Below are 26104 nucleotides of genomic sequence, written 5' to 3' on the forward strand. Positions count from 1 at the left end.
GCCACATGTCGTGGACACGAAGACTTCTGGTGGTCCTGGCGGCGCTCGTCGCCGCCCTTCTCGCGGCCCCCGCCGCCCAGGCGCACGAGGAACGGCCGGTCACCCTGCCCGACGGCACCGGCAGCGTCCCCGTGTACCGCACCGGAGAGCCCGATCTCCTGGTCTGCAAGACCGACCGGGCCGACTTCGAGCGCCGGATCTCCGGATTCCCGGCCGCCCTGAAGGCCAGGAACCTGACGCTCTTCGAACGGTGCCGGAAGTCCGGCTACCGCCACCTCCAGCAGGCGGTCGACGCGGTCACGGGACCCGGGAAGAACATCGCGATCCTGCCCGGCCTCTACGAGGAGGAGCCGTCGCTGCCGAAGCCCACCGGCGCGTGCACCCGGCTGAAGGCCCCCGACTCGCAGCTCGGCTACCAGATTCTCAGCTACGCCCAGCAGGCGAAGTGCCCGCACAACCAGAACCTGGTGGCGATCCTCGGCAAGAAGGACCTCCAGATCGAGGGCACCGGCGCGGCGCGCACGGACGTCGTCATCGACGCCAAGTACCGCAAGCTCAACGCGATCCGCTCGGACAAGTCCGACGGGATCTACTTCAAGAACTTCACCGCCCAGCGCACCACCTTCAACTCGCTCTACGTCCTGGCCCAGGACGGCTTCGTCATCGACGACGTCCTGACCCGCTGGAACGACGAGTACGGCTTCCTGACCTTCGCCAGCGACCACGGGCTGTACAAGAACTGCGAGTCCTACGGCAACGGCGACTCCGGCATCTACCCGGGCAGCGCCTCCGACATCAACGACGGCTACGGCTACGACGTCCCGCGCTACTCGATCGAGATCACCGGCTGCCACAGCCACCACAGCATGGTCGGCTACTCCGGCACCGCCGGCGACTCCGTCTACGTCCACGACAACGAGTTCGACCACAACATGGGCGGCGCCTCGATGGACAGCGCCTTCCCCGGCCACCCCGGACTCCCGCAGAACCACGCCCGCTTCGAACGCAACCTGATCCACGACAACAACGCCGACTACTACCGCTACGTCGCCGACGGCACCTGCGCCAAGCCGCCCGCCGAGCGGGGGTACGAGGACGGGGTGGTCTGCCCGCAGATCTCCATGCCCCCGGGCACCGGCATCATCACCGCCGGCGGCAACTGGAACCGCTACGAGGACAACTGGATCTACGGCCAGAACCGCGCCGCCTTCTTCCTGAGCGCCGTCCCCGCCTTCATCCGCGGCGAGAACGCCCTCGGCAAGCAGACCGACACCTCGCACCACAACCGCTACGCCGGCAACCACCTCGGCAAGGACAGGAACGGCAAGGCGCGGCCCAACGGCACCGACGTCTGGTGGGACGGCCAGGGCGACGGCAACTGCTGGCAGTCCGACACCGGCGCCTCCACCCCGCGCTCCCTGCCCGCCTGCGGCGAGAAGCGGGGCGTGGTCTCCGGCAGCACCGACCGGCTCGTCGGCGAACCCGTCAAGCTCGCCCAGCTGCTGGTCTGCGCCGACTACGACGCACGGGCCCGCAGGCTGCCGGCCGGCTGCGACTGGTACGGGGCACGCGGTATCGAACGCGTCGAGGTCCAGGCCGCCCTGGGCATCGCCGTGGTCCTCGTGCTCGTCGGCGGGGTGCTGTGGTGGCGGCGGCTGCGGGACAGCCGGCTCGCGAGCGTCGCGTCCGTCATCGGCCTCATCGGCCTCGGCCTGGACGTCGCCGGATCGACGATGGGCCTCGCCGCCACCTATGTGCCCGCCCTCGCGCTGCTGCTGACCGGGCTCTGGTGGACCGGCATCGGCCTGGCTCTGCGCCCGGCGCGCCCGGTGTTCGGCTGGGTGACCGTGGTGCTGGGCGCGCTGACGCTGCTCGACGCGCTGGACAAGGCCGTGTTCATGATCCCGTGGATCCCGCTGAGTCCGGCCTGGGTACGCGGGCTGCTCGGCCTGGTCTGGGTCGTCTGGGCCGTCGTGGCCGCCGCCCGGCACGGGGAGCGGGGCACGGAGGGCGCCGGGGGCGCCGGCGACAGGGGGCCGGACGGCGCGGCGGCGCCGGAGCCCGCGCCCGCCGCCGCTCCTTCCGTACCGGCGCCCGCCGCCGCTCCTTCCGTGCCGGCGCCCGCCGCGAAGACCGACGCCACCGCACCGGAACCGGAAGGCGACCCCTCATGAACCGCGCCCGCCCCGCCCGTACCGCCCTCGCCCTGTTCACCGCCGCCGTCCTCGCCCTCGGCGCGGGCGCCTGCGGGGGCAGGGCCACCACCCACCACAAGCCCGGTACCAGCCATGCCGAGGACACCGGCAGCAACGGCCGCCTCCTGAAGGCCGACGACGGCAACGGCCACCGGCTCCGCCAGGTCGACGCCGACGGTGCGCCCGGGGTGAGCGTCGCCGTCCGGCCCGACTCGGAGGACGGCTGGAACGTCCACCTCACCGTGCGCGCCTTCCGGTTCACCCCGGACAGCGTGGGCGGCGCCGCGCTCGCCGGACGCGGCCACGCCCAGCTCTTCCTGGACGGCCACCCGCTGGCCCGGGTCTACGGCGCCTGGTTCCACCTCCCCACGTCGCTGCTCCGGGCGGCCGGGGGCGGCACCCGGCTCACCGCCGGGCTGTACGCCGACGACCACACCGCCTGGGCCGTCGGCTCCACCCCGGTCAGGGCCGCCGCCACGCTCACCGAGGCCGCCGCGAGCGCCGGAGCGGAGCAGCCCGACGAGAACACCACCACCGTCGGCATCACCCTCAAGGGAGGCAAGGTCAGCCCGCCCCCGGGCCGCACCGAGATCAAGAAGGGCCGCACCGTGCGCCTGCGGGTGCGCAGCGACCGCGACGACACCCTGCACGTCCACGGCTACGACAAGGAGGCGGAGCTGCCCGCCGGGCGGACCGTCACGGTCACCTTCACCGCCGACCGCACCGGCCTCTTCGAGGTCGAGACCCATGAGTCGGACCTGCTGCTGACCCAGCTCGCCGTCCGGTGACGGGCACCCCCGCCCCCGGTGCCGTGCGCGTCCTCGCCCACGGCATCGGGGCCCAGCACGATCTGCCGCTCTCGCCGTTCTACGCGTTCGCGGGGGCCTTCGCCGCGCTCTTCGTCTCGTTCCTGGCACTCGGCCTGCTCTGGTCGGACTCGCGGTTCACGGGCGAGCGCGCGGGCCGCCCGCTGCCGGCCGCCGTCCGGCGCGCGGCCGACGCCCGCGCCACCCGGGTCACCGCCCACGCGCTCGGCCTGGCCGCCGCGCTGTTCGTCGTGCTGTGGCTGCTCCTCGGGCCCGCCGGCCCGGACCGCAACCCGGCGCCCGGCGCGGTCTACGTCCTCCTGTGGGTCGGGCTCGTCCCCGCGTCCCTGCTCCTCGGGCCCGTCTGGCGCCTGCTCAACCCGCTGCGCACCCTGCACCTCCTCGCATGCCGGGTGTCCGGACGCGACCCGGAGACCGGCCGCTCCCTCCCCGTACAGCTGGGGGTGTGGCCCGCGGCTGCGGGACTCCTCGCGTTCACCTGGCTCGAACTCGTCGCGCCCGATCCCGCCTCGCCCACCGCCCTGCTGGTGTTCCTCGGTGTCTACGCGGCCGTCCACCTGACGGGCGCGGCGGTGTACGGCGCCCACTGGTTCGACCACGCCGACGCCTTCGAGGTGTACTCCGGCCTGCTCGCCCGCCTCTCACCCCTCGGCCGCCGCCCCGCCGACGGACGGCTCGTCGTCCGCTCCCCGTTCAACGGGCTCGACGCCACGCCCCGGCTCCCCGGACTCGTGGCCACCGTCTGCGTGATGCTCGGCTCCACCGCGTACGACGGCTTCTCCGACGCGCCGCGCTGGATCACCACCGTGCAGACCTCCGCACTCGGCCGTACCACCACCGCCACCCTCGGACTCCTCGCCGCCGTCGCCCTCGTGGCCACCCTGTACGCGCTCTGCGCCGGCGCCACCCGGCTGGTCTGCGGCGGCCTGCCCCACCCGCTCACCGCGTTCGCCCACTCCCTGGTGCCCATCGCCCTCGGCTACCTCGTCGCCCACTACTTCACGCTCTTCGCCACCGAAGGCCCGCACACCCTGGCACTGGCGTCCGGCGCCGACCGCCCCGCCGTGCCCGAACCGCCCCTGGGGCCCGGCGGCGTCGCCACCCTCCAGGTCGTCGCGATCGTCACCGGACACGTCCTCGGGGTCATCGCCGCGCACGACAGGTCCGTACGGCTCATGCCGCCCCGGCGCGCCGTCATCGGCCAACTCCCGCTGCTCGTCCTGATGATCGCGTACACGGTGGGAGGTCTCGCGCTGCTCATCGCCTAGGGCCTGCCGGCCCTAGGGCGGCCCACCCCCGCCGTCCGCCGAGGAGGACCACGGCATCATGGAAGGCGTGCCCCACGCGAACACGAACCTCCGCCGCACCCCGGTGCAGCAGCGCAGCGCCGAACGCCTCGCCCGCATTCTCGACGCCTGCGCCGAACTCCTCGACGAGACCGGCTACGAGCAGCTGTCCACCCGGGCGGTGGCCGCACGCGCCGGGGTGCCCATCGGTTCCGTCTACCGCTTCTTCTCCAACAAGCGGTCCCTCGCCGACGCGCTGGCCCGGCGCAACCTGGACAGCTACGCCGAACGCATCACCGCCCGCCTGACCTCCATCGAACCGGCCGACTGGCGCGGCGCGATCGACGCCGTGCTCGACGAGTACCTGGCGATGAAGCGCTCCGTGCCCGGCTTCGCCCTCGTCGACTTCGGCGCCCCCGCCCCCGACGAGGACCCGGCCGACGACGCCAACCAGCGGGTCGCGGGCCGGCTCACCGAACTGCTCGCGGGACAACTGGGCCGGGAGGCCGACGAGGACCTGCTGCGCGCCATCCTCGTCTGCGTGGAGGCGGCCGACGCGCTGCTCAAACTCGCCTTCCGCACCGATCCGTCCGGCGACCCCGCGATCGTCACCGAGACCCGCGTACTCATCCACGCCTACCTCGCGCGAAGGCTCGACTGATCACCCCGAAGCTGTGAACCGCCCCCTGCCGTACCCAACTTTGCGCGAGTCATTCCCTCACCGGGCGTAGTGGGTTAATTTCAGGCCACTGCTGCCGCTCCCCACCGCTCCCTGACCATCCCTCCCGGGCGGAACACATGACTCGCGCCATCACTCTGCACAACGTCAGCAAGGCGTACGGACGGTCCCCGCGCGCCGTCGACCGTCTCTCGCTCTCCATCGACCCGGGGGAGTTCGTCGTCCTGCTGGGCCCCTCCGGGTGCGGCAAATCGACCGTGCTCCGCATGATCGCCGGCCTGGAGAACACCACCGAGGGCGAGGTGCTGCTCGACGGTGAACCGGCCAACCACCTCACCCCGCGCGAACGCGGGATGGCCATGGTCTTCCAGAACTTCGCGCTCTACCCGACCATGACCAACCGGGCCAACATCGGCTTCCCGCTGAAGCTGGAGAACCCGCGCCAGGACCACAACGAGCGCATCGAGAACACCGCCAGGATGCTCGGGATCGAGCGCATCCTCGACCGCCTCCCCGGTCAGCTCTCCGGCGGCGAGCGCCAGCGGGTCGCCATGGGACGGGCGATCTCGCGCCAGCCGTCCGCCTTCCTCATGGACGAGCCGCTCTCCAACCTCGACGCGAAGCTCCGCAACCACCTGCGCGCCGAGATAGCCCAGCTCACCAAGGAACTCGGCGTCACCACCGTCTACGTGACCCACGACCAGGCCGAGGCCATGTCGCTCGGCCACCGGGTCGCCGTGATGCGCGGTGGCGTCCTCCAGCAGGTCAGCCCGCCGCGCGAGGTGTACGCCCTGCCGGAGAACGTGTTCGTCGCCGCGTTCATCGGAACCCCGAGGATCAACCTCCTCCAGGCCGTCGTGCACGCGCCCCTGGAGGGCCGGATGTCGATCGACCTGGGCCGCCAGCGTCTCCCGCTGCCCGAACCGCTCAGCCCCGACCACCAGTTGCTGCGCATCCAGCAGGGCCGCCCGGTCATCGTGGGCCTGCGCTCGGAGGCGGTCCGGATCGCCCCGCCCAGCCAGGCCCGGCCGGGCGAGGTCGCGCTCAGCGGGATCGTCGAGCACGTCGAGTACCAGGGCCACGAGGCGCTGGTCCACCTCAACACCGGCTCACGGCCCGCCGTGGTCCCGGAGCTGGAATCGGCCCGCGCCGACCGCGCCTCCGTGCGCAGGCGGCGCGGCGGCCAGGGCGGTACGGGGGTGCTGGAGCGGATCAAGGAGCGCGCCACCTCCTACGTCGGCGGCTCCGTCGCCGTACTGGAGGCGCCGGAGAGCGACGACCTGCCGGCGGGTGTGCACAGCCCGGACCGCCCCGCCGTCACCGCCAGCGACCTCGTCGTCCGGACCGGGCCCGACATGATGCTGCGCACCGGCGGCCAGGTGCCGCTCCTGGTCGACCTGGCGCACCTGTACGTCTTCGACCACCAGGGCCGCCGCATCTGCCCGCTGCCGAAGGACGTCCCCGGCCTGGACATGTAGGACGGTGCCGGGCACGGCACGTGACGGGGGTCTCCGGACAGTCCCTGGCGCCCGAAAACTAACAGCGCTAGTTTGGGCTGCGGACGATCCCGTCCGTCACCGTGCCCGGGAGGAACAGCGATGAAGGCCCACGACGGTATGTACATCGGCGGCGCATGGCGGCCCGCCGCGGGAACGGACACGATCGCGGTCGTGAACCCGGCGGACGAGCAGGTCATCGCCCATGTACCGGCCGGCACCGCCGAGGACGTCGACGCCGCGGTACGGGCCGCGCGCGCCGCCTTCCCCGGCTGGGCCGCCACCCCGCCCGCCGAGCGCGCCGCCCGCATCGCAGCGCTCCGCGACGTGCTGGGAACCCGCGCCGAGGAGATCGCCGAGACGGTCACCGCCGAGCTGGGCGCCCCGCCCGCGCTCGCCGTCTCCGTGCACGCGGGCCTCCCGGTCCTGGTCGCCGGCACCTACGCCGAGCTCGCCGCCACGTACGTCTTCGAGGAGCGGCACGGCAACTCCAAGGTGTTCCTGGAGCCCGTCGGCGTCGTCGGCGCGATCACCCCGTGGAACTACCCGCTGCACCAGATCGTCGCCAAGGTCGCCCCCGCGCTGGCCGCCGGCTGTACGGTCGTCCTCAAGCCCGCCGAGGACACCCCGCTGACCGCCCAGCTGTTCGCCGAGGCCGTCGCGGAGGCCGGACTGCCCGACGGTGTCTTCAACCTGGTCACCGGCCTCGGGCCGGTCGCCGGACAGGCGCTGGCCGAGCACGAGGGCGTCGACCTGGTCTCCTTCACCGGCTCCACCGCGGTCGGCCGGCAGATCGGCGCCACCGCCGGCGGCGCCGTCAAGCGCGTCGCGCTGGAACTGGGCGGCAAGTCCGCCAGCGTCATCCTGCCCGGCGCCGACCTCGCCAAGGCGGTCGGCGTCGGCGTCGCCAACGTGATGTCCAACTCCGGCCAGACGTGCAGCGCCTGGACCCGGATGCTGGTGGACGCGGAGCGGTACGAGGAGGCCGTGGCGCTCGCGGCGGCGGCCGTCGCCAAGTACGTGCCCGGCGAGCGCGTCGGGCCCCTCGTCAACGCCAAGCAGCAGGCCCGGGTGCGCGGCTACATCGAGAAGGGCGTCGAGGAGGGCGCCCGCCTCGTCGCCGGCGGCCCCGAGGCCCCGCTGTCCACCGGCTACTACGTCAGCCCCACCGTCTTCGCCGACGTCACCCCGGAGATGACGATCGCCCAGGAGGAGATCTTCGGCCCCGTCGTCTCGATCCTGAAGTACGAGGACGAGGACGACGCGCTGCGCATCGCCAACGGCACGGTCTACGGACTCGCGGGCGCCGTCTGGGCCGCCGACGACGAGACGGCCGTCGCCTTCGCCCGCCGGATGGACACCGGCCAGGTCGACATCAACGGCGGCCGGTTCAACCCGCTCGCGCCCTTCGGCGGCTACAAGCAGTCCGGCGTCGGCCGCGAACTCGGCGCGCACGGCCTGGCCGAGTACCTCCAGACCAAGTCCCTCCAGTTCTGAGCCCCGTACCGCCCACCCGACCCGTACCGCCCACCGAACAGCGATCAGCAAGGAGCCAGTCCGTGGTCCGCGCCGCCGTACTGCCCGCCGTCGGAGCTCCGCTGGAGATCACCGACATCGTCCTGCCGGAGCCCGGCCCCGGCCAGGTGCGCGTCCGCCTCGCCGCCGCAGGGGTCTGCCACTCCGACCTCTCGCTGTCCAACGGCACGATGCGGGTGCCCGTCCCCGCCGTCCTCGGCCACGAGGGCGCCGGCACCGTCGTCTCGGTCGGCGAGGGCGTCACCCATGTCGCCCCGGGCGACGGCGTCGTCCTCAACTGGGCCCCCTCCTGCGGCAGCTGCCACCACTGCGGCATCGGCGAGGTCTGGCTCTGCTCGAACGCCCTGGCCGGCGCGGCGAACGTGCACGCCCGCACGGCCGACGGCACCGAACTGCACCCCGGGCTCAACGTCGCCGCCTTCGCGGAGGAGACCGTCGTCGCCGGGAACTGCGTGCTGCCCGCCCCGGACGGCATCCCGCTCACCGACGCGGCGCTCCTGGGCTGCGCCGTGCTCACCGGATACGGCGCGGTCCACCACAGCGCCCGGGTCCGCGCGGGCGAGTCCGTCGTGGTCTTCGGCATCGGCGGCGTCGGGCTCGCCGTGCTCCAGTCCGCCCGGATCGCCGGCGCCTCGAAGATCATCGCGGTGGACGTCTCCCCGGAGAAGGAGGAGCTGGCCCGCCGGGCGGGTGCCACCGACTACGTGATCGCCTCGGACACCACACCCCGCGAGATCCGGGGGCTCACCGGCAAGCAGGGCGCGGACGTGGCCGTCGAGTGCGTGGGCCGGGCCGCCACCATCCGCGCCGCCTGGGAGTCCACCCGCCGGGGCGGCCGCACCACGGTCGTCGGTATCGGCGGCAAGGACCAGCAGGTCACCTTCAACGCGCTGGAGATCTTCCACTGGGGCCGCACCCTGACCGGCTGCGTCTACGGCGACAGCGACCCGGCCCGCGACCTGCCGGTGCTGGCCGGCCACATCGGGGCGGGCCGCTTCGACCTCTCCATGATGGTCACCGACCGGATCGGCCTGGACGGCATCCCGGCCGCCTTCGACCACATGATCGCGGGCAGGGGCGGCCGGGCGCTGGTGGTCTTCTAGGGCCTGTCCGGCGGCAGCCGGGCGGGCTTCGCCGGCCCCCGCTTCTCAGCTCCGGTCCGCTGCCGGGGCTTCCGCGTCATCACGGGGGCCTTCCACCGCCGGGGCCGGGTCGCCCGGCGTCGGACCAGTGCGCGGACGCATCCGGGAGACCGCCACCCCGGCCAGGCACAGCAGCCCGCCGCCGACGGTGAGCGGGGCGGGCACCTCGTCCAGCAGCAGCCACGACATCAGCACCACGAGCGCCGGGACCGCGTAGGTGGTGGCGCCCATCCGCCCGGCGGTGGTGCGGGCGAGGGCGTACGCCCAGGTGGTGAAGGCCAGCGCGGTGGGGAAGAGCCCGAGGTAGACCATGTTGAGCGTCGCGGACAGCGGCGCGTCGGCGGCGTCCGAGACCAGCGCCCCGGAGAACGGCAGACACGCCACCGTCCCGGCCAGGCAGCCGAACGTGGTGATCTGGAGCGCCGATCCGTGCCGCAGCGCCGGCTTCTGGCCGACCACCCCGCCCGCGTACGCCACCGCCGCCAGCAGGCACAGCAGCACGCCCAGGACCGACGAACCCCCGTGTCCCGACATGGAGAGCCCCACCACCGCCGCGCCCGCGAAGGACACCGCCATGCCCAGCACCAGCCGGCGCGGCAGCCCCTCGCCGAGCAGCCGGGCACCGAGCAGCGCGATCAGCAGCGGCCCGATGTTCACGACCATCGCGGCGGTCCCCGCGTCGACCTGCTGCTCGCCCCAGTTCAGCACCACCATGTACAGGCCGAACCACAGCAGCCCGGACCAGGCGATCCCCGGCCAGGCGGCCCGGGACGGCAGCCCCTCGCGGCGTACGAGCAGCAGTGTGCCCAGCGCCAGGGAGCCGGCCAGCAGCCGGCCGAGGGCCAGGGCGCCGGGGGAGTAGGCGTCGCCCGCGCTGCGGATGGAGACGAAGGCGGAGGCCCAGAGGACCACGGTGGTGGAGGCGGCGGCCGTGGCCCGCCAGTCACGGGGGGCCGGGGGCGCGGCGGCGGGCGAGGGGAGCGTCGTCATGGACCTGACCGTACGGCCGGGAAGGTTCGGCGCCCACCGAAGGGTCACCGCTCGGACCGCGGCGGGACGTACTGCAGCGCGAGCCCGTCCACCAGGGCCCGCAGCCCGGTCTCGAAGGCCCCCTCGTCGACCTGCTGGCGCCGCTCGGCGAGCAGGTGCGCCTGGCCCAGGTGCGGGTAGTCGGCGGGGTCGTACGCCGTCTCGTCGTCCACGAATCCCCGGGCGAAGGAGCCGAGCGCCGAGCCGGTGATGAAGTAGCGCATCAGCGCCCCGATGTACGTGGCCTGGGCCGGCGGCCAACCCGCCCGGACCATCGCCCCGAACACCGCGTCCGCGACCCGCAGACCGGCCGGGCGGCGGCCGGGCCCCTGGGCGAGCACCGGGACGATGTGCGGGTGCGCGGCGAGTGCCGCCCGGTAGGAGACCGCCCAGTCGTGCAGGGCGGCCCGCCAGTCACGGGGATCGGACTCCTCGAACATCGACAGATCGACCTGCGCGGAGACGGCGTCGGCGACCGCGTCCAGGATCTCGTCCTTGTTGCGGAAGTGGTTGTACAGCGAGGGCCCGCTGACCCCCAGCTCGGCCGCCAGACGGCGGGTCGACACGGCGTCGAGCCCTTCGGCGTCCACGAGGGCGCTCGCCTTCTCGACGATGCGTTCTCTGCTCAGGAGGGGCTTGCGCGGGCGGGCCATGCGGCACATAGTAGGCCCTGCACGATGAAAACTAGCAGTGCTAATTAATCGAGAGGTGCGGCCGATGAACCTGGAGCTCAGCGAGGAGCAGGAAGCCGTCCGGCAGCTCGCCCGGGACTTCGTCGCCCGTGACGTCGCCCCGTACGCCGTCGAGTGGGACCGGTCCGAGAACGTCGACAAGTCGATCGTGAAGAAGCTGGGTGCCCTCGGCTTCCTCGGCCTGACCGTCCCCGAGGAGTACGGCGGCTCGGGCGGCGACCACCTCGCGTACTGCCTGGTGACCGAGGAGCTGGGCCGGGGCGACTCCTCGGTGCGCGGCATCGTCTCCGTCTCCCTCGGCCTGGTCGCCAAGACCGTCGCCGCCTGGGGCGACGAGGAGCAGAAGCGGCAGTGGCTGCCCCGGCTGACCTCGGGCGACGCCGTCGGCTGCTTCGGGCTCACCGAGCCCGGTACCGGCTCGGACGCGGGCAGCCTGGCGACCCGGGCCGTGCGGGACGGCGCGGACTACGTCATCAACGGCAGCAAGATGTTCATCACCAACGGCACCTGGGCCGATGTGGTGCTGCTCTTCGCCCGCACCAACGACACCCCCGGCCACAAGGGCGTCTCCGCCTTCCTGGTCCCCGCCGACACCCCCGGCCTCACCCGCCGCACCATCCACGGCAAGCTCGGCCTGCGCGGCCAGGCGACGGCGGAACTGGTCCTGGAGGACGTCCGCGTACCCGCCACCGCCCTGATGGGTCCAGAGGGCAAGGGTTTCTCCATCGCCATGTCCGCCCTGGCCAAGGGGCGGATGTCGGTGGCGGCCGGCTGTGTCGGCATCGCCCAGGCCGCCCTGGACGCGGCCGTCGGATACGCGGGCGAGCGCGAGCAGTTCGGCAAGCCCATCGCGGGCTACCAGCTCGTCCAGGAACTCATCAGCGACATCTCCGTGGACGTCGAGGCCGCGCGCCTGCTGACCTGGCGCGTCGCCGACCTCGTCGACCGGGGCCAGGACTTCGCCACCGCCGCGTCCCGGGCCAAGCTCTTCGCCTCCGAGGCCGCCGTGCGCGCCGCCAACAACGCGCTCCAGGTCTTCGGCGGCTACGGCTACATCGACGAGTACCCGGTCGGCAAGCTGCTGCGCGACGCCCGCGTAATGACGCTCTACGAGGGCACCAGCCAGATCCAGAAGCTGATCATCGGCCGCGCCCTGACCGGGGTTTCGGCGTTCTGAGTACCATCTGAGTATCTGTACGGATGTGGCGTGGGTCATACCGGCGGATGCTGGGCGCCATGAGTGAGACGACATCGGTCAAACAGCAGACCACCGGCGCCTACTTCGGGCAGGCCGTCGCGTCCTTCGGGATCGCCATGGCCGCGGTGACCCTCGGAATCTACTTCCTCGACGCCGATGCCTGGGTGCGCGCTTTCCTCGCCATCGGCGTCCTCTACCTGGTCACGTCGTGCTTCACCCTGGCCAAGGTGATCCGGGACAAGCAGGAGGCGGGCCAGCTGGTCAGCCGGGTCGACCAGGCCCGGCTGGAGAAGATCCTCGCCGAGCACGACCCCTTCCAGAAGCTCTGAGACCCACTCGCGAAACGTTTCCCTAAGCGCTTGCTCAGGGTCAGGGTATGGTGTGCGTCCTGTTGACTGAGAGGGGCGAGCGACGATGAGCACGGCGCAGGAGACCGACGCCGAGGACCCGCCGTGGGCCGAGGTCACGCCCGAGGCCGCCCGGCGGCTCCTCGTCGCGGCCGTCGACGCCTTCGCCGAGCGCGGGTACCACGCCACCACCACCCGGGACATCGCGGGCCGGGCCGGCATGAGCCCCGCAGCGCTCTACATCCACTACAAGACGAAGGAAGAGCTGCTCCACCGGATCAGCCGGATCGGTCACGACCGCGCCCTGGCCCTGCTGGAGTCGGCCGCCGACAGCGACGGCACCGCCGCGGAGCGGCTCGCCTCCGCCGTACGCTCCTTCGTCCGCTGGCACGCCGAGCGGCACACCACCGCCCGCGTCGTCCAGTACGAGCTCGACGCGCTCGGCGAGGAGCACCGCACCGAGATCATCGCGCTGCGCCGCAGGACCGACGCGGTGGTGCGCCGGATCATCGGCGAGGGCGTCGCCTCCGGCGAGTTCGACGTACCGGACGTGCCGGGCACCACGCTCGCGGTGCTGTCGCTCTGCATCGACGTGGCGCGGTGGTTCAACGCGCAGGGCAGCCGGACGCCCGACGAGGTCGGCGAGCTGTACGCCGGACTGGTGCTGCGGATGGTGGGCGCCGCGCGCTGAGCACGGGCGCGCCCCCGGTCCCTTCGCGGGGCCGGGGGCGTTCGCGTACGCGCGTACGGGCGGCCGGTTCAGAAGTAGTAGCGCGAGACCGACTCGGCGACGCATGCCGGCTTGTCGGCGCCCTCGCGCTCGACCGTCACGACGGCGGTGATCTGCACGCCGCCGCCCGCCTCCTCGACGCTCTTCAGGACGGCGGTCGCCCGCAGCCGCGAGCCCACGGGCACGGGGGAGGGGAAACGGACCTTGTTGGTGCCGTAGTTGATGCCCATCTTCGCGCCCTCGACCGCCATCACCTGCGGTACGAGCACCGGCAGCAGCGAGAGCGTCAGGTAGCCGTGTGCGATGGTCTTCCCGAACGGGCCGGCCGCCGCCTTCTCCGGGTCCACGTGGATCCACTGGTGGTCGCCGGTGGCGTCCGCGAACAGGTCGATCCGCTTCTGGTCGACCTCCAGCCAGTCGCTGTGCCCCAGCTGCTCGCCCACGCCGTCCCGCAGCTCCTGCGCGGAGTTGAAGATCCTCGGCTCTGCCATGTCCCTGGTCCTGCCTTCCCGCTCTGCCGTCCGTCCATCCGTCCACGCTGTCTAAGCGCTTGCTCAGCATGGTTGGCGGGTGCGTTCCTGTCAACGACGGACCGGCGGGGAACGGGCCACGTAGGCTTCGACGGGTGCCCCAGATCCCGCAGACACTTCATGAACTCACGGTCGGCCAGCTCTCCGCGCGCAGCGGTGCCGCCGTGTCGGCCCTGCACTTCTACGAGGCCAAGGGCCTGATTAGCAGCCGCCGCACCAGCGGCAACCAGCGCCGCTACAGCAGGGACGCGCTGCGCCGGGTCGCCTTCGTCCGCGCCGCCCAGCGGGTGGGTATCCCGCTGGCCACCATCCGCGAGGCGCTGGCCGAACTCCCCGAGGAGCGCACACCGAACCACGAGGACTGGGCGCGGCTCTCGCACGCCTGGCGGGCCGAGCTGGACGAGCGGATCACGCAGTTGCACCGGCTGCGGGACCACCTCACCGACTGCATCGGCTGCGGCTGCCTCTCGCTGGAGACCTGTGTGCTGTCCAACCCGGACGACATCAACGGCGAGAAGATCAGCGGCTCGCGCCTGATGCCGGAACGCCGGGCGGCCGACCCCGCCGGCAAGGGGTGTTGAGCGGCCCGCACATCGCGGGCCGCCTGCCGGCCGTTACGCCGCGGAGGCCAGCCCGGCCCGGTCCCGCCGGGCCCGCGCCAGCGCCGCCGGGGTGAGCACGGGCTTCGGCACCACGATCCCGCACCCCGTGCACACCGGCCCCGACCACGGCTCGCTGTCCAGGTCGTGCCGCCAGGTGATCCGGGTCCTGGCGCACACCGGGCAGCCGGCGCCCGGCTCCCCCTCCAGGGCCGAGATCAGCCGGGCCAGCACCTCGGCGAGCGGTGCCGAGGGGTGCACCGACGGATCGTCGCAGCGCGCGACCCCGTTGCCGCCCCAGGTGCGCCGGTGCCAGTCGTCGAAGGCGCCCGGCCGGCGCAGCCCCCGGTGCTTCTCCCGCCTGCGGCGCTCCGCGAACCCCGCCTCGTAGCCGAGCCAGACCGTGCGGGCCCGCTCCAGCTCGTCCAGGGCACGCATCAGCCGCACCGGGTCCGGGGCCCGGTCCTCGGGGGCGATGCCGTGCCGTGCGCACAGATGGTCCCAGGTCGCGCGGTGCCCGTAAGGGGCGAAGCGCTCCAGGCACTTGCGCAGCGAGTACCGCCGCAGTGCCAGATCGCTCCTCGGATCGCGGACCTGTCTCGCCAGACTCCGGAAACCGGCCATTGCACCGCCACCTCCGTCGCTCGTGCTCCGTCGCCCGTACTTCGGCGTCAGGGGATGGACGTACGACTGCCCGGATCGGCTCCATCCAAAGGCCGGAACGTCCGACAGATGAGACGCCGCACAGAATCCGTCGGCATGTGGTGATTCGGAAAAGGTGACCGATGTTCATCTTACCGGCCGGTCATACCGCCAGTAACCTGCCGCGCATCGGCCTCTCGGAGGAGTACGCATGCCCCCACGCACCCGTATGACCGCCCGCACCGGTACCGCCAGAGCAGGTGCGCTCGCCGCCGCTCTCGTCCTCGGTACGTCCCTGCTCGCCGCCGCGCCGCACGCGGGCGCCGCCGAGGCGGACCCCGTCCCCGACTACTGCCAGGGGCAGTGCGACGACATCCTGCCGCCCGGCGAGAACGGCAACGCCACCCTGGTCGAGATCCTCGGCAACAAGGCGTTCGGCACCCACCCCGCGCACAGCGACGACCAGCTCGACCGCTACAACGGGCTGGTCGCCGGGCACACCGGGCTCACCGACCAGAAGCTCACCGACTTCTTCAACGACGCCTCCTTCGGCGTCCCGAAGGACCAGGTCGAGTCCGTCACCTCGCCCCGCGACGACGTCACCATCACCCGCGACAAGTCCTCCGGCGTCCCGCACATCAAGGGCACCACCCGTTACGGCACCGAGTTCGGCGCCGGGTACGCCGCCGGACAGGACCGGCTCTGGCTGATGGACCTCTTCCGGCACATCGGGCGCGGCGAGCTGACCTCGTTCGCCGGCGGTGCTCTCGCCAACCAGGGCCTGGAGCAGCAGTTCTGGCCGCAGGCCCCGTACACCGAGGCCGATCTGGAGGCCCAGGTCGAGTACATCAGGACCCATGAGGGGGCCCGGGGCGAGCAGGCCATGGCGGACGCGCAGGCGTACGTCGACGGCATCAACGCCTACCGCAAGAAGTCGAAGGACGGCCGCTACTTCCCCGGCGAGTACGTCCTGACCGGCAAGATCGACGCCATCACGAACATAGGCGAGATCCAGCCGTTCAAACTGACCGACCTGATCTCGATCGCCTCGGTCGTCGGCGGCCAGTTCGGCGGCGGGGGCGGCGGCGAGGTGCAGGCAGCCCTGTCGCTGCTGTCCGCGCAGCAGAAGTACGGCGTCGCCGAGGGCACCAAGGTGTGGGAGTCCTTCCGCCAGCGCAACGACCCCGAGGCCGTCCTCACCATCCACGACGGCACCTCCTTCCCGTACGCCAACAAGCCCGACAAGGCCGTCGGCACCGCGCTCCCGGACCGGGGTTCCGTCACCGCCGAACCCCTCATCCACGACCGCACCGGGTCCGCCGGCACCGGGGTGAAGGCGCCCGTCAAGGCTCCCGCCACGCTCAAGAAGGCGCAGGGCATCTTCGACGACGGCGTCATCCCGGAGGGCTCACTGCCCGGCTCCGGCTCCGGCGCCCAGAAGCGCGGCATGTCCAACGCCCTGGTGGTGTCGGGCAAGAGCACCGCGAGCGGGCACCCGGTCGCCGTGTTCGGGCCGCAGACCGGCTACTTCGCCCCGCAGCTGATGATGCTCCAGGAGCTCCAGGGCCCCGGCATCAGCGCCCGCGGCGTCTCCTTCGCCGGCGTCGGCATGTACATCCAGATGGGCCGCGGCCAGGACTACGCCTGGAGCGCCACCTCGGCCGGCCAGGACATCACCGACACCTACGCCGTCGACCTGTGCGAGCCCGACGGCTCGGCGCCCACCAAGGACTCCACGCACTACCTCTACCGGGGCGCCTGCACCGCGATGGAGAAGATGGAGAAGACCAACTCCTGGAAGCCGACCGTCGCCGACTCCACCGCCAAGGGCTCCTACCGGATGCAGGTGTGGCGCACGGACTACGGCATCGTCACCCACCGCGCCACCATGGGCGGCAAGCCCGTCGCGTATACCTCACTGCGCTCCACCTACCGGCACGAGGCCGACTCCATCATCGGCTTCCAGATGCTCAACGACCCGTCGTACGTCACCGACGCCGCCTCCTTCCAGCAGGCGGCGAGCAACATCGACTACGCCTTCAACTGGTTCTACGCCGACTCCCGCACCGCCGCCTACTACAACAGCGGCATGAACCCGGTGCGCCCGTCCGGCATCGACCCGGCGCTCCCGATCCGCGCCGAGAAGGCGTACGAGTGGCAGGGCTTCGAACCGGCGGCCAACACCGCCGCGTACACCCCGTTCGCCGAGCACCCGCACTCCAGCGGGCAGGACTACTACATCTCCTGGAACAACAAGCAGGCCGAGGGATACGCCGCCTCGGGCTTCGGGCTCAGCGCGGTGCACCGGGGCGACCTGCTCGACGACCGGGTCTCCAAGCTCGTCGACGAGGGCGGTGTGACCCGCGCCTCGCTGACCCGTGCGATGGCGGACGCGGCCCTCACCGACCTGCGCGGCGAGCAGCTGCTGCCCGAGCTGCTGAAGGTCATCCGCTCCCAGCCGGTCACCGACCCGGACCTGAACGCGGTGGTCCAGCAGCTGGACTCCTGGCGGGCGTCGGGCGCCCAGCGCAAGGAGAGCAGCCCCGGCTCGCACACGTACACCCACGCCGACGCGGTCCGGATCATGGACGCGTGGTGGCCGAAGCTCATCGACGCGGAGTTCCGGCCCGGTCTCGGTGACGACCTGTACGGGGCGCTGACCACGAACCTCGCCACCGACGAGTCCCCGGCCGCCAGCCACGGGCCGAGCGGGGCGCACAGCGGTTCGGCCTTCCAGTACGGCTGGTGGGGCTTCGCCGACAAGGACCTGCGCCAGGTGCTCGGCCAGCCGGTCAAGGGCCCGCTGGCCAAGTCGTACTGCGGCAACGGTGACCTGAGCGCCTGCCGTACGGTGCTGCTGTCCTCGCTCAAGGAGGCGGCGGCGGTGCCGGCGACGGAGGTCTACCCGGCCGACGACAGCTGCAAGGCCGGCGAGCAGTGGTGCACGGACTCGATCATCCACCGCGCGCTGGGCGGCATCTCCCAGAAGGCCATCCACTGGCAGAACCGCCCGACGTACCAACAGGTGGTGGAGTTCCCGAGCCACCGGTAAACCCGCCCCGCCCGGCACACCCAGCCCGTCCGGCGTTTGAGGACGGAACCGGTGCGCCGGGCGGGCCCCCACACGCTTCACCGCACGCGCGGGCCGCGCACACTCACCGATACTGCAAGTACCGCTTACGGACGGCCCGGAACTTCGCGAGATCCGCCGCCCACGCGCCGACAACCTCGTCCACGTCCGCCCCCGCGTCGATCATCGTCCGCACCCGCGTATTGCCGGTCAGCTTGTCGATCCAGTTGTCCGACCGCCACGCGAACCCGCTCCACGTCCGCTTCGCGGTGATCAGCAGCGCGATTCCCGTGCGCACCGGGTCGAAGACCTCGCGGTCCAGGACGTGCAGCTGCACGCCGCCCACCGTGACGCCCTGGAACTTGGAGAACGTCGGCGCGAAGTACGCCTCGCGGAACGCCACTCCGGGCAGATCGAGCGCGTTGGCCGCGTCCGCCCACGTGTGGTCGATGCCCTCCGCGCCCAGCAGCTCGAACGGGCGGGTTGTGCCGCGCCCCTCGGAGAGGTTCGTCCCCTCGAACATGCAGGTGCCGGAGTAGACGAGCGCCGTGTCGGCCGTCGGCATGTTGGGGCTCGGCGGCACCCACGGCAGGCCCGTCGCGTCGAAGAAGTCGGAGCGCGACCACCCCGACATCTTCACGGTCTCCAGCTCGGCCGGGCGGTCCTTCAGGAACTCCCCGTTGAACAGCAGCGCCAGCTCGGTCACCGTCATGCCGTGCGCCTGCGAGATCTCCCGCCGCCCCACGAACGTGCCGAATGCCGGGTCCAGCACCGGCCCGAGCGCGGCCCGCCCGGTCACCGGGTTCGGCCTGTCGAGCACGACGAACTTCTTGCCCGCGAGCGCCGCCGCCTCCATGCAGTCGTACAGCGTCCAGATGTACGTGTAGAAGCGGGCGCCGGCGTCCTGGATGTCGAAGACGACCGTGTCCACGCCCGACGTGGTGAAGATGTCCGCCAGCGCCTGACCGCTCTTCAGATACGTGTCGTAGACCGGCAGTCCGGTCGCCGGGTCGTCGTACCGGCCCTCCGAGCCGCCCGCCTGCGCGGTGCCCCGGAAGCCGTGTTCGGGGCCGAAGACGGCGGTGAGGTTCACCCGGCCGTCCGGGTGCATCACGTCCACGATGTGCCGGACGTCGGAGGTGATCCCGGTCGGGTTGGTGACGACGCCGACCCGCTGCCCCTTCAGCAGGGCGTAGCCGTCCGCCGCCAGCCGGTCGAACCCGGTACGGACCCGCGGCCCGCCCCCGTTCCCGTGCCCATGGCCCTTGCCGTGCGACGGACCGGCCGCCGCGGGCCCGGCCGAAGCGGCCGTGGCCGCGAGGGCCCCCATCGCACCGCCGGCGGTCAGCAAACCACGCCTGGACAGGCTCATTCGGCTACCTCCAAGATCGCGACGAGTGTCATGGTCACGCACGCTAGCGCGCGGAGGGGCCCGGGGGAACGTGTCGGACGGGGCCGCCGCGCCGGGAGTGACCGATGAGACGGCTCCACCCCTTCCCTCGCGACATACCGACTGGTTAGTCTGCCCGTGCAGTCGGCTGAGAGGTGCGAGAGCGATGAGTACGGTGCAGGGCGCGGGCGTGGTGGTCACCGGGGCCGGAGGCGGCATCGGCGCCGCGCTCGCCCGCAGATTCGCCGCCGAGGGCGCACGGGTCGTCGTCAACGACCTCGACGCCTCCCGGATCGAGGCGCTCGCCGAGGAGACCGGCGCCATCGCGGTCGCCGGGGACGCCTCCCGGATCGTGGACGCGGCCCGGGACGCGCTGGACGGCACCATCGACGTCTACTGCGCCAACGCGGGCCTCGCCTCGCCGGGCGACCCGATGGCCGACGAGGAGGTCTGGGCCGCGGCCTGGGACGTCAACGTGATGGCCCACGTCCGGGCGGCCCGCGCGCTGCTCCCGGACTGGCTGGAGCGCGGCAGCGGCCGGTTCGTCGCCACGGCGTCCGCCGCCGGGCTGCTGACCATGATCGGCGCCGCCCCGTACAGCGTCACCAAGCACGGCGCGGTCGCCTTCGCCGAATGGCTCTCGCTGACCTACCGGCACCGGGGCGTCAAGGTCCACGCGATCTGCCCGCAGGGTGTGCGCACGGACATGCTCACCGCCGCCGGATCGGCCGGCGAACTCGTTCTCGCGCCCGGCGCCATCGAGCCGGAGGCCGTCGCGGACGCCCTGTTCGACGCCATGGCGAACGACCGCTTCCTGGTCCTGCCCCACCCCGAGGTCAGCGGCTACTACGAAGCCAGGGCCGCCGACACCGACCGCTGGATCCGCGGCATGAACCGCCTCCAGCGCACCTGGGAGGAGACCGGCGCATGACCGAGTCGATCTACGCGGCGAAGCCCTGGCTGCCGCTGCTCAGCGAGGCCCAGCGGGCCCCCGTCCACCCCGCCGAGACCCTGGTGCACGCCTTCCGTGCGTCGGTCGCCCGCACCCCGGACCATCCGGCGCTCGCCTACTTCGACGGACGCCTGAGCTACCGCGAGACGGACGAGCTGTCCGACTCCGTGGCCGGCCACCTCGCCGCCCGGGGCCTGGAGCGCGGCGACCGGGTCGCGATCATGCTCCAGAACTCCCCGCAGTTCGTCCTCGCACTCCTCGGCGCCTGGAAGGCCGGGGCCACCGTCGTCCCGCTCAACCCGATGTACAAGTCCGCCGAGGTCGGCCACGTACTCAAGGACGCCGAGGTCACCGCCCTCATCTGCGCGGACCGGGCCTGGGAGGCGTATCTGCGGGACACCGCCGCCGCCGCGCCCGGCGTCCGGATCGCGCTCACCGCCTGCGAGCTGGACCTCCAGACGAAGAACGACGAGCGGGTGCTGAACTTCGAGCGGCTGCCCGTCACCGAGGACGCAGACGACCTGGTCGCCGTCGCCCGCCGGGGCCTCGCCGCGCCCGCGGGCCGGGAACTCACCGCCTCCGACACGGCGTTGATCAGCTACACCTCCGGGACCAGCGGCACCCCCAAGGGCGCCATGAACTCCCACGGCAACATCATGGTCAACGCCGAACGCCAGCGCACCGGCCACCCCGTCCCCGAGGGCGCCGCCTACTTCGCGCTCGCCCCGCTCTTCCACATCACCGGCATGGTCTGCCAGCTGGCCGCCTGCCTCACCAACGGGGGCACCCTGGTCCTCGCCTACCGCTTCCACCCCGGGGTCGTCCTCGACGCCTTCGCCGAGCACCGGCCCGCGTACACCGTCGGCCCCTCCACCGCCTTCATGGCGCTCGCGGCCACCCCCGGCGTGACTCCCGAGCACTTCGCGTCCTTCCAGGTCATCTCCTCCGGCGGGGCGCCGCTGCCGCCCGCGCTCGTGGAGAAGTTCCGGTCCGGCTTCGGCCCGTACATACGCAACGGCTACGGCCTCACCGAGTGCACCGCCCCCTGCGCCTCCGTACCCCCGGAGCGCGAGGCCCCCGTCGACCCGGTCTCCGGCACCCTCTCGGTCGGCGTGCCCGGCCCGGACACCGTCGTCCGGATCATCGACGAGAACGGCGCGGACCTGCCCTTCGGCGAGCAGGGCGAGATCGCGGTGCGCGGCCCGCAGGTCGTCTCCGGCTACTGGCGGCTGCCCGAGGCCACCGCCGCCGCCTTCCCCGACGGCGAGCTGCGCACCGGCGACATCGGCTTCATGGACCGCGAGGGCTGGCTCTACGTCGTCGACCGCAAGAAGGACATGATCAACGCCTCCGGCTTCAAGGTCTGGCCCCGCGAGGTGGAGGACGTCCTCTACACGCACCCGGCCGTCCGCGAGGCCGCCGTCGTGGGCGTGCCCGACACCTACCGGGGCGAGACCGTCCGGGCGTACGTCAGCCTGCGGCCCGGCGAGAGCGTCGCACCGGACGAGCTGGGCGCGTACTGCAAGGAACGGCTCGCCGCGTACAAGTACCCGCGCGAAGTCGAGATCCTGGCCGAGCTGCCCAAGACGGCAAGTGGGAAGATCCTCAGGCGGGAACTGCGTTCCCCCCGGTAGCACAGAGATACGAACGGAAGGAAGGCGGCGGCTATGGCCAAGGAGACGGACGGGAACGGCACCCCCGTCCCCCAGCGGTTGCTGGCCGCCGCCACGAGGCTTTTCGCCGAGCAGGGCTACGACCGCACCTCGGTCCAGGAGATCGTCGAGGCGGCCGGCGTCACCAAGGGGGCGCTGTACCACTACTTCGGCTCCAAGGAGGACCTGCTCCAGGAGGTGTACGCCCGGGTGCTGCGCCTCCAGCAGGAGCGCCTCGACGCCTTCGCGAACGCCGACGCGCCCATCGAGCAGCGGCTGCGCGACGCGGCGGCCGACGTCGTCGTCACCACCATCGACAACCTTGACGACGCCTCGATCTTCTTCCGCTCCATGCACCACCTGAGCCCCGAGAAGAACAAGCAGGTACGGGGCGAGCGGCGGCGCTACCACGAGCGCTTCCGCGCTCTCGTCGAGGAGGGCCAGCGCAGCGGGGTGTTCTCCACGGCCACCCCGGCGGATCTGATCGTCGACTACCACTTCGGCTCGGTCCACCACCTGTCGACCTGGTACCGCCCGGACGGCCCCCTCACCCCGCAGGAGGTCGCCGACCACCTCGCGGACCTGCTGCTGCGGGCGCTCAGACCGTAACGGGCTCCCCACCGCACAGCCGCCCGAGCAGTGCCTCCGCCGCCGGGTTGCGCGGCCGCGGCGCCCGGCCCACCAGCAGCACCGTCCGGCCCGGCTCCGGCTGCCGGATGGTCACGCACGGCAGCCCCGCGTCCTCGCCGATCCGGCGCGGCACGATCGCCACCCCGATGCCCGCCCGGACGAGGTCGACCAGCAGCCGGATCTGCGTGACGTCGCAGGTGATCCGGCGCTCCAGGCCGCAGTGCGCGGCCAGCCGGCGCACCGCCGTCTCCAGGCCCGTGCCCGCGCGGAAGTCCACGAACGGCTCGTCGGCGAGGTCCTTGATCAGGGTGCGCCCCGCCGTCGCGAGCCGGTGCCCCGGCGCGGTGATCAGCACCAGGTCCTCGTGCCAGGTCGCGAACGCGGTGAGCCCCTCGGGCAGCGCGGCGGCGTCCGGCGCCAGGAAGGCGAGATCCAGCTCCCCGGCGCGCACCCCCGCCACCAGCTCCGGCGTCGTCGCCTCGCGCAGCGAGATCTGCACCCCGGGCCACAGCCCGTGGAACGCGGCCAGCTCGGCGGCCAGGTCGACGCAGGTCAGCGTCTGGATCGTGCCGACGCGCACCCGCCCGGTCGCCAGCCCCGACACGGCGGCCACCGCGTCGCGCGCGGCGTCCGTCCCCGCGAGCACCGTCCGCGCGGCCGGCAGCAGCGCCCTGCCCGCCTCGGTGAGGACCACCCGGCGGCCGGTGCGGTCGAACAGCTCGGCGCCCAGTTCCCGTTCCAGATTGCGTACGGACGTGCTCAGCGCGGACTGCACGATCAGTTCGGCACGGGCGGCGGCGGTGAAGCTGCCGTGCGTGACCACCGCCATGAAGTGGCGGAGCTGGCGAATCTCCATCCGCCCACGCTAGCGGCCCGCATCTACGCTATCGATGGGTGGCAGCGAATCCATCTGTTGGACCGCCTCCCGGACCGGGGCCAAGCTGGATTCATGGCGCACATCCAGAGCACCACCCGCATCCCCGCCCTGTGGACCGTGGCCTACGGCCCGCACCGCCCCCTCCCGGTCAGGCTGCTGGCCCGCACCCTCCTGCGGGTGCGGGCCTTCGCCCGCGAACTGGCCCTGGCCGACCACGTACCGTACGGGGGCTATTGAAGCGCTACAGGTACTTCTTGATCTCCCGCCGGGCCAGCGAGCGCTGGTGCACCTCGTCCGGGCCGTCCGCCAGCCGCAGGGTGCGGGCCGAGGCCCACAGCTCGGCCAGCGGGAAGTCCTGGCTGACCCCGCCCGCGCCGTGCAGCTGCACCGCCTGGTCGAGGATGGCGACCACCGCACGCGGGGTCGCGATCTTGATGGACTGGATCTCCGTGTGCGCGCCCCGGTTGCCGACGGTGTCCATCAGCCAGGCCGTCTTCAGCACCAGCAGCCGCAGCTGCTCCACGGTGACGCGGGCGTCCGCGATCCAGTTCTGCACGACGCCCTGCTGGGCGAGCGGCTTGCCGAACGCGGTACGGGAGACCGCGCGCCGGCACATCAGCTCGATGGCGCGCTCCGCCATCCCGATGAGCCGCATGCAGTGGTGGATGCGCCCCGGACCCAGCCGCGCCTGGGCGATGGCGAAGCCGCCGCCCTCCTCGCCGATCAGGTTCGCCGCCGGCACCCGCACATCGTCGAACACGACCTCAGCGTGGCCGCCGTGCCAGTGGTCCTCGTAGCCGTACACCTGCATGGCGCGTTTCACCGTCAGACCGGGGGTGTCCCGGGGGACGAGGATCTGCGACTGCTGGCGGCGGATGTCCGCGCCGTCCGGGTCGGTCTTGCCCATCACGATGAAGATCTCGCAGTCCGGGTTCATCGCCCCGGAGATGTACCACTTGCGGCCGTTGATGACGTAGTCACCGCCGTCGCGGGTGATCCGGGTCTCGATGTTGGTCGCGTCCGAGGAGGCGACCTCCGGTTCCGTCATCGCGAACGCCGAACGGATCTCCCCGGCCAGCAGGGGTTCCAGCCACCGCTTCTTCTGCTCGTCGGTGCCGAACTCGGCCAGCACCTCCATGTTCCCTGTGTCCGGCGCCGCGCAGTTGGTCGCGGTCGGCGCCAGACGCGGCGAGCGCCCGGTGATCTCGGCCAGCGGCGCGTACTGGAGGTTGCTCAGCCCGGCCCCGTGCTCGGTCCCCGGCAGGAAGAGGTTCCACAGGCCCTGCCGGCGGGCCTCCGCCTTCAGGTCCTCCACGATCCGCGGCGTCTGCCAGGGCGAGTCCAGCCCGGCGCGCTGCTCGTCCGCGATCCGCTCGGCCGGGTAGACGTGCTCGTCCATGAAGGCGAGCAGCCGGGTGCGCAGCTCCTCGGTACGGGCGTCGAATGCGAAGTCCATGGGGTGGTTCAGCCTTCCTGGAGGGTGGTGAGGCCGTGCTCGATGAAGACGGGGACGAGGTCGCCGATGCGGTCGAAGCCGCCGCCGACCGTCTGGCCGAGGGTGTAGCGGTAGTGGATGCCCTCCAGGATCACGGCGAGCTTGAACCACGCGAAGGCCGTGTACCAGGAGAGGGAGGAGGTGTCGCGGCCGGAGCGGGCGGCGTAGCGCTCGATCAGCTCGGCGGGGGTCGGATGGCCGGGCGCGCCGCTGGTCGTGGAGACCGGCGACTGCGGCAGGCCCAGGTCGGAGCTGTACATGACGAGCAGCCCGAGGTCTGTCAGCGGGTCGCCGAGCGTGGACATCTCCCAGTCCAGGACGGCCTTGATCTCGTCGTCGGCGCCGATCAGCGCGTTGTCCAGCCGGTAGTCGCCGTGCACCACGGTGGGCGCGGGGGAGACGGGCAGCTCCCGGCCGAGCGCGGCGTGCAGTTCGTCGATGCCGGGCAGCTCGCGGTTGCGGGAGGCGTCCAGCTGCTTGCCCCAGCGGCGCAGCTGCCGGTCGAGGAAGCCCTCGGGCCGCCCGAAGTCGCCGAGCCCGACGGCCTCGGGGTCCACGGCGTGCAGCTCGACGAGCGTGTCGACGAGCGCGAGGACCGCCGCGCGGGTGCGCTCCGGGCCGAGCGGGGCCAGCTGCTCGGCCGTGCGGTACGGCGTGCCCTCGACGTACTCCATGACATAGAACGGCGCGCCGATGACCGCGTCGTCCTCGCAGAGCAGCAGCGGCTCCGGGACCGGGACGGCCGTCGGGTGCAGGGCGCTGATCACCCGGTGCTCGCGCTTCATGTCGTGCGCGGTGGCCAGGACGTGCCCCAGCGGGGGCCGGCGGACGACCCAGTGGCCGGTCCCGTCGGTGACCACGTACGTCAGGTTCGACCGGCCGCCCTCCACGACGCGGGCGTCGAGCGGTCCGTTCACCAGTCCGGGACGCTCGCGGTCCAGGTGTCCGCGCAGCCGGTCGAGGTCGAGACCTGGCGGATGGACGTGGCTCATCGTGCGTACCTCCGGGGTGGGCGAACGGTCGCTCTCATGATGCCGACCAGTCGGTATGTCGTCCAGTGCGTCCCCGGAACCGGATGAGGAGACTCCGGTCCCATCCGGGCCCCGGCTC

At 72.4% G+C, this 26104-nt stretch carries 24 protein-coding genes; 16 read left to right on the forward strand and 8 right to left on the reverse strand.

All coding sequences use genetic code 11. From position 1 onward, the window contains the following. The first annotated feature begins 5 nt into the window (after positions 1–5). From EAO73_RS21915 to EAO73_RS21945, 7 genes are all read left to right on the forward strand, one after another. The gene (locus EAO73_RS21915) at positions 6–2174 is read left to right on the forward strand and encodes a right-handed parallel beta-helix repeat-containing protein (RefSeq protein ID WP_147973183.1); all 2169 of its coding nucleotides are present in this window, start codon (positions 6–8) and stop codon (positions 2172–2174) included. Then, positions 2171–2983 carry a hypothetical protein gene (locus tag EAO73_RS21920; protein WP_147973184.1) on the forward strand — a complete coding sequence of 271 codons (813 nt, stop codon included), beginning with the start codon at positions 2171–2173 and terminating at the stop codon, positions 2981–2983. Before EAO73_RS21915 ends, EAO73_RS21920 begins: the two co-directional genes overlap by 4 nt. Then, complete coding sequence (locus tag EAO73_RS21925) at positions 2980–4290, forward strand: hypothetical protein (RefSeq protein WP_147973185.1); 1311 nt, start codon at positions 2980–2982, stop codon at positions 4288–4290. Before EAO73_RS21920 ends, EAO73_RS21925 begins: the two co-directional genes overlap by 4 nt. 58 nt (positions 4291–4348) lie before the next feature. Further along, positions 4349–4969 carry a TetR/AcrR family transcriptional regulator gene (locus EAO73_RS21930; RefSeq protein ID WP_147973186.1) on the forward strand — a complete coding sequence of 207 codons (621 nt, stop codon included), beginning with the start codon at positions 4349–4351 and terminating at the stop codon, positions 4967–4969. A 137-nt stretch (positions 4970–5106) separates the two neighbouring features. After that, a complete protein-coding gene (locus EAO73_RS21935; protein WP_147973187.1) occupies positions 5107–6465 on the forward strand; it encodes an ABC transporter ATP-binding protein in 1359 nt (452 codons plus the stop codon). 120 nt (positions 6466–6585) lie between these two features. Next, the gene (locus tag EAO73_RS21940) at positions 6586–7980 is read left to right on the forward strand and encodes an aldehyde dehydrogenase family protein (RefSeq protein ID WP_147973188.1); all 1395 of its coding nucleotides are present in this window, start codon (positions 6586–6588) and stop codon (positions 7978–7980) included. Positions 7981–8042: 62 nt separating this feature from the next. Next, a complete protein-coding gene (locus tag EAO73_RS21945; protein ID WP_147973189.1) occupies positions 8043–9122 on the forward strand; it encodes a Zn-dependent alcohol dehydrogenase in 1080 nt (359 codons plus the stop codon). A gap of 45 nt (positions 9123–9167) precedes the next feature. On the opposite strand, the gene EAO73_RS21950 is transcribed toward EAO73_RS21945, so the two are convergent. Further along, the gene (locus EAO73_RS21950; RefSeq protein WP_147973190.1) at positions 9168–10151 is read right to left on the reverse strand and encodes a DMT family transporter; all 984 of its coding nucleotides are present in this window, start codon (positions 10149–10151) and stop codon (positions 9168–9170) included. A 44-nt stretch (positions 10152–10195) separates the two neighbouring features. Continuing rightward, the gene (locus EAO73_RS21955; RefSeq protein ID WP_147973191.1) at positions 10196–10843 is read right to left on the reverse strand and encodes a TetR/AcrR family transcriptional regulator; all 648 of its coding nucleotides are present in this window, start codon (positions 10841–10843) and stop codon (positions 10196–10198) included. Between the two features lie 64 nt (positions 10844–10907). On the opposite strand from EAO73_RS21955, the gene EAO73_RS21960 reads away from it, so the two are divergent. The 3 genes from EAO73_RS21960 (at position 10908) to EAO73_RS21970 (ending at position 13118) form a co-directional block, all read left to right on the forward strand. Next, the gene (locus EAO73_RS21960; RefSeq protein ID WP_147973192.1) at positions 10908–12059 is read left to right on the forward strand and encodes an acyl-CoA dehydrogenase family protein; all 1152 of its coding nucleotides are present in this window, start codon (positions 10908–10910) and stop codon (positions 12057–12059) included. Positions 12060–12118: 59 nt separating this feature from the next. Then, positions 12119–12409, forward strand: coding sequence for a YiaA/YiaB family inner membrane protein (locus tag EAO73_RS21965; RefSeq protein WP_132903480.1), 291 nt, complete (start codon positions 12119–12121; stop codon positions 12407–12409). Positions 12410–12494: 85 nt separating this feature from the next. Beyond that, positions 12495–13118 (forward strand): TetR/AcrR family transcriptional regulator, encoded by a 624-nt coding sequence (locus tag EAO73_RS21970; protein ID WP_147973193.1) that lies wholly within the window; start codon positions 12495–12497, stop codon positions 13116–13118. Positions 13119–13186: 68 nt separating this feature from the next. Here EAO73_RS21970 and EAO73_RS21975 read toward each other — a convergent pair whose 3' ends face one another. Then, positions 13187–13648: a MaoC family dehydratase gene (locus EAO73_RS21975; RefSeq protein ID WP_147973194.1), complete on the reverse strand. Its 462-nt coding sequence runs from the start codon at positions 13646–13648 to the stop codon at positions 13187–13189. 134 nt (positions 13649–13782) lie between these two features. On the opposite strand from EAO73_RS21975, the gene soxR reads away from it, so the two are divergent. After that, a complete protein-coding gene (gene soxR / locus EAO73_RS21980) occupies positions 13783–14268 on the forward strand; it encodes a redox-sensitive transcriptional activator SoxR (protein ID WP_147973195.1) in 486 nt (161 codons plus the stop codon). A gap of 33 nt (positions 14269–14301) precedes the next feature. Here soxR and EAO73_RS21985 read toward each other — a convergent pair whose 3' ends face one another. Continuing rightward, a complete protein-coding gene (locus tag EAO73_RS21985) occupies positions 14302–14910 on the reverse strand; it encodes a hypothetical protein (RefSeq protein WP_147973196.1) in 609 nt (202 codons plus the stop codon). A gap of 229 nt (positions 14911–15139) precedes the next feature. Between EAO73_RS21985 and EAO73_RS21990 the strand changes: the two genes are divergently transcribed. Continuing rightward, complete coding sequence (locus EAO73_RS21990; RefSeq protein ID WP_147973197.1) at positions 15140–17980, forward strand: penicillin acylase family protein; 2841 nt, start codon at positions 15140–15142, stop codon at positions 17978–17980. Positions 17981–18083: 103 nt separating this feature from the next. Here EAO73_RS21990 and EAO73_RS21995 read toward each other — a convergent pair whose 3' ends face one another. Next, the gene (locus EAO73_RS21995) at positions 18084–19370 is read right to left on the reverse strand and encodes an exo-beta-N-acetylmuramidase NamZ domain-containing protein (RefSeq protein WP_147973198.1); all 1287 of its coding nucleotides are present in this window, start codon (positions 19368–19370) and stop codon (positions 18084–18086) included. Positions 19371–19554: 184 nt separating this feature from the next. On the opposite strand from EAO73_RS21995, the gene EAO73_RS22000 reads away from it, so the two are divergent. From EAO73_RS22000 to EAO73_RS22010, 3 genes are read left to right on the forward strand one after another with little or no spacing between them, the layout of a single operon-like run. Next, on the forward strand, positions 19555–20319 hold the full coding sequence (locus tag EAO73_RS22000; protein ID WP_147973199.1) for an SDR family oxidoreductase: 765 nt from the start codon (positions 19555–19557) through the stop codon (positions 20317–20319). Further along, positions 20316–21974 (forward strand): class I adenylate-forming enzyme family protein, encoded by a 1659-nt coding sequence (locus EAO73_RS22005; protein ID WP_147973200.1) that lies wholly within the window; start codon positions 20316–20318, stop codon positions 21972–21974. Before EAO73_RS22000 ends, EAO73_RS22005 begins: the two co-directional genes overlap by 4 nt. 33 nt (positions 21975–22007) lie before the next feature. Then, positions 22008–22601, forward strand: a complete 594-nt coding sequence (locus tag EAO73_RS22010) for a TetR/AcrR family transcriptional regulator (protein ID WP_018524011.1) — start codon at positions 22008–22010, stop codon at positions 22599–22601. On the opposite strand, the gene EAO73_RS22015 is transcribed toward EAO73_RS22010, so the two are convergent. Continuing rightward, entirely contained in the window at positions 22591–23478 is an 888-nt protein-coding gene (locus EAO73_RS22015; RefSeq protein WP_147973201.1) for a LysR family transcriptional regulator, read from the reverse strand. The two genes, EAO73_RS22010 and EAO73_RS22015, sit on opposite strands and share 11 nt — an antisense overlap. A gap of 93 nt (positions 23479–23571) precedes the next feature. Between EAO73_RS22015 and EAO73_RS36050 the strand changes: the two genes are divergently transcribed. Next, positions 23572–23736: a hypothetical protein gene (locus EAO73_RS36050; protein WP_191134164.1), complete on the forward strand. Its 165-nt coding sequence runs from the start codon at positions 23572–23574 to the stop codon at positions 23734–23736. Positions 23737–23740: 4 nt separating this feature from the next. Here EAO73_RS36050 and EAO73_RS22020 read toward each other — a convergent pair whose 3' ends face one another. Both EAO73_RS22020 and EAO73_RS22025 read right to left on the reverse strand, forming a co-directional pair. Beyond that, positions 23741–24955, reverse strand: coding sequence for an acyl-CoA dehydrogenase family protein (locus EAO73_RS22020; RefSeq protein ID WP_147973202.1), 1215 nt, complete (start codon positions 24953–24955; stop codon positions 23741–23743). Positions 24956–24963: 8 nt separating this feature from the next. Next, on the reverse strand, positions 24964–25986 hold the full coding sequence (locus EAO73_RS22025) for a phosphotransferase family protein (protein WP_147973203.1): 1023 nt from the start codon (positions 25984–25986) through the stop codon (positions 24964–24966). Positions 25987–26104 lie beyond the last annotated feature (118 nt).

The organism is Streptomyces sp. col6 (genome assembly GCF_008042035.1).
Taxonomy (GTDB): Bacteria; Actinomycetota; Actinomycetes; order Streptomycetales; family Streptomycetaceae; genus Streptomyces.

Bases quoted from the DNA above. Each gene is read 5' to 3' on its own strand.
- EAO73_RS21935 (WP_147973187.1), top strand. From the start codon at position 5,107: ATGACTCGCGCCATCACTCTGCACAACGTCAGCAAGGCGTACGGACGG.
- EAO73_RS21975 (WP_147973194.1), bottom strand. From the start codon at position 13,648: ATGGCAGAGCCGAGGATCTTCAACTCCGCGCAGGAGCTGCGGGACGGC.
- EAO73_RS22015 (WP_147973201.1), bottom strand. From the start codon at position 23,478: ATGGAGATTCGCCAGCTCCGCCACTTCATGGCGGTGGTCACGCACGGC.
- EAO73_RS21985 (WP_147973196.1), bottom strand. From the start codon at position 14,910: ATGGCCGGTTTCCGGAGTCTGGCGAGACAGGTCCGCGATCCGAGGAGC.
- EAO73_RS21950 (WP_147973190.1), bottom strand. From the start codon at position 10,151: ATGACGACGCTCCCCTCGCCCGCCGCCGCGCCCCCGGCCCCCCGTGAC.
- EAO73_RS22010 (WP_018524011.1), top strand. From the start codon at position 22,008: ATGGCCAAGGAGACGGACGGGAACGGCACCCCCGTCCCCCAGCGGTTG.
- EAO73_RS21960 (WP_147973192.1), top strand. From the start codon at position 10,908: ATGAACCTGGAGCTCAGCGAGGAGCAGGAAGCCGTCCGGCAGCTCGCC.
- EAO73_RS21940 (WP_147973188.1), top strand. From the start codon at position 6,586: ATGAAGGCCCACGACGGTATGTACATCGGCGGCGCATGGCGGCCCGCC.
- EAO73_RS21930 (WP_147973186.1), top strand. From the start codon at position 4,349: ATGGAAGGCGTGCCCCACGCGAACACGAACCTCCGCCGCACCCCGGTG.
- EAO73_RS21995 (WP_147973198.1), bottom strand. From the start codon at position 19,370: ATGAGCCTGTCCAGGCGTGGTTTGCTGACCGCCGGCGGTGCGATGGGG.
- EAO73_RS36050 (WP_191134164.1), top strand. From the start codon at position 23,572: ATGGCGCACATCCAGAGCACCACCCGCATCCCCGCCCTGTGGACCGTG.
- EAO73_RS21920 (WP_147973184.1), top strand. From the start codon at position 2,171: ATGAACCGCGCCCGCCCCGCCCGTACCGCCCTCGCCCTGTTCACCGCC.
- EAO73_RS21915 (WP_147973183.1), top strand. From the start codon at position 6: ATGTCGTGGACACGAAGACTTCTGGTGGTCCTGGCGGCGCTCGTCGCC.
- EAO73_RS22025 (WP_147973203.1), bottom strand. From the start codon at position 25,986: ATGAGCCACGTCCATCCGCCAGGTCTCGACCTCGACCGGCTGCGCGGA.
- EAO73_RS21970 (WP_147973193.1), top strand. From the start codon at position 12,495: ATGAGCACGGCGCAGGAGACCGACGCCGAGGACCCGCCGTGGGCCGAG.
- EAO73_RS21965 (WP_132903480.1), top strand. From the start codon at position 12,119: ATGAGTGAGACGACATCGGTCAAACAGCAGACCACCGGCGCCTACTTC.
- EAO73_RS22005 (WP_147973200.1), top strand. From the start codon at position 20,316: ATGACCGAGTCGATCTACGCGGCGAAGCCCTGGCTGCCGCTGCTCAGC.
- EAO73_RS22020 (WP_147973202.1), bottom strand. From the start codon at position 24,955: ATGGACTTCGCATTCGACGCCCGTACCGAGGAGCTGCGCACCCGGCTG.
- EAO73_RS21955 (WP_147973191.1), bottom strand. From the start codon at position 10,843: ATGGCCCGCCCGCGCAAGCCCCTCCTGAGCAGAGAACGCATCGTCGAG.
- EAO73_RS21990 (WP_147973197.1), top strand. From the start codon at position 15,140: ATGCCCCCACGCACCCGTATGACCGCCCGCACCGGTACCGCCAGAGCA.
- EAO73_RS22000 (WP_147973199.1), top strand. From the start codon at position 19,555: ATGAGTACGGTGCAGGGCGCGGGCGTGGTGGTCACCGGGGCCGGAGGC.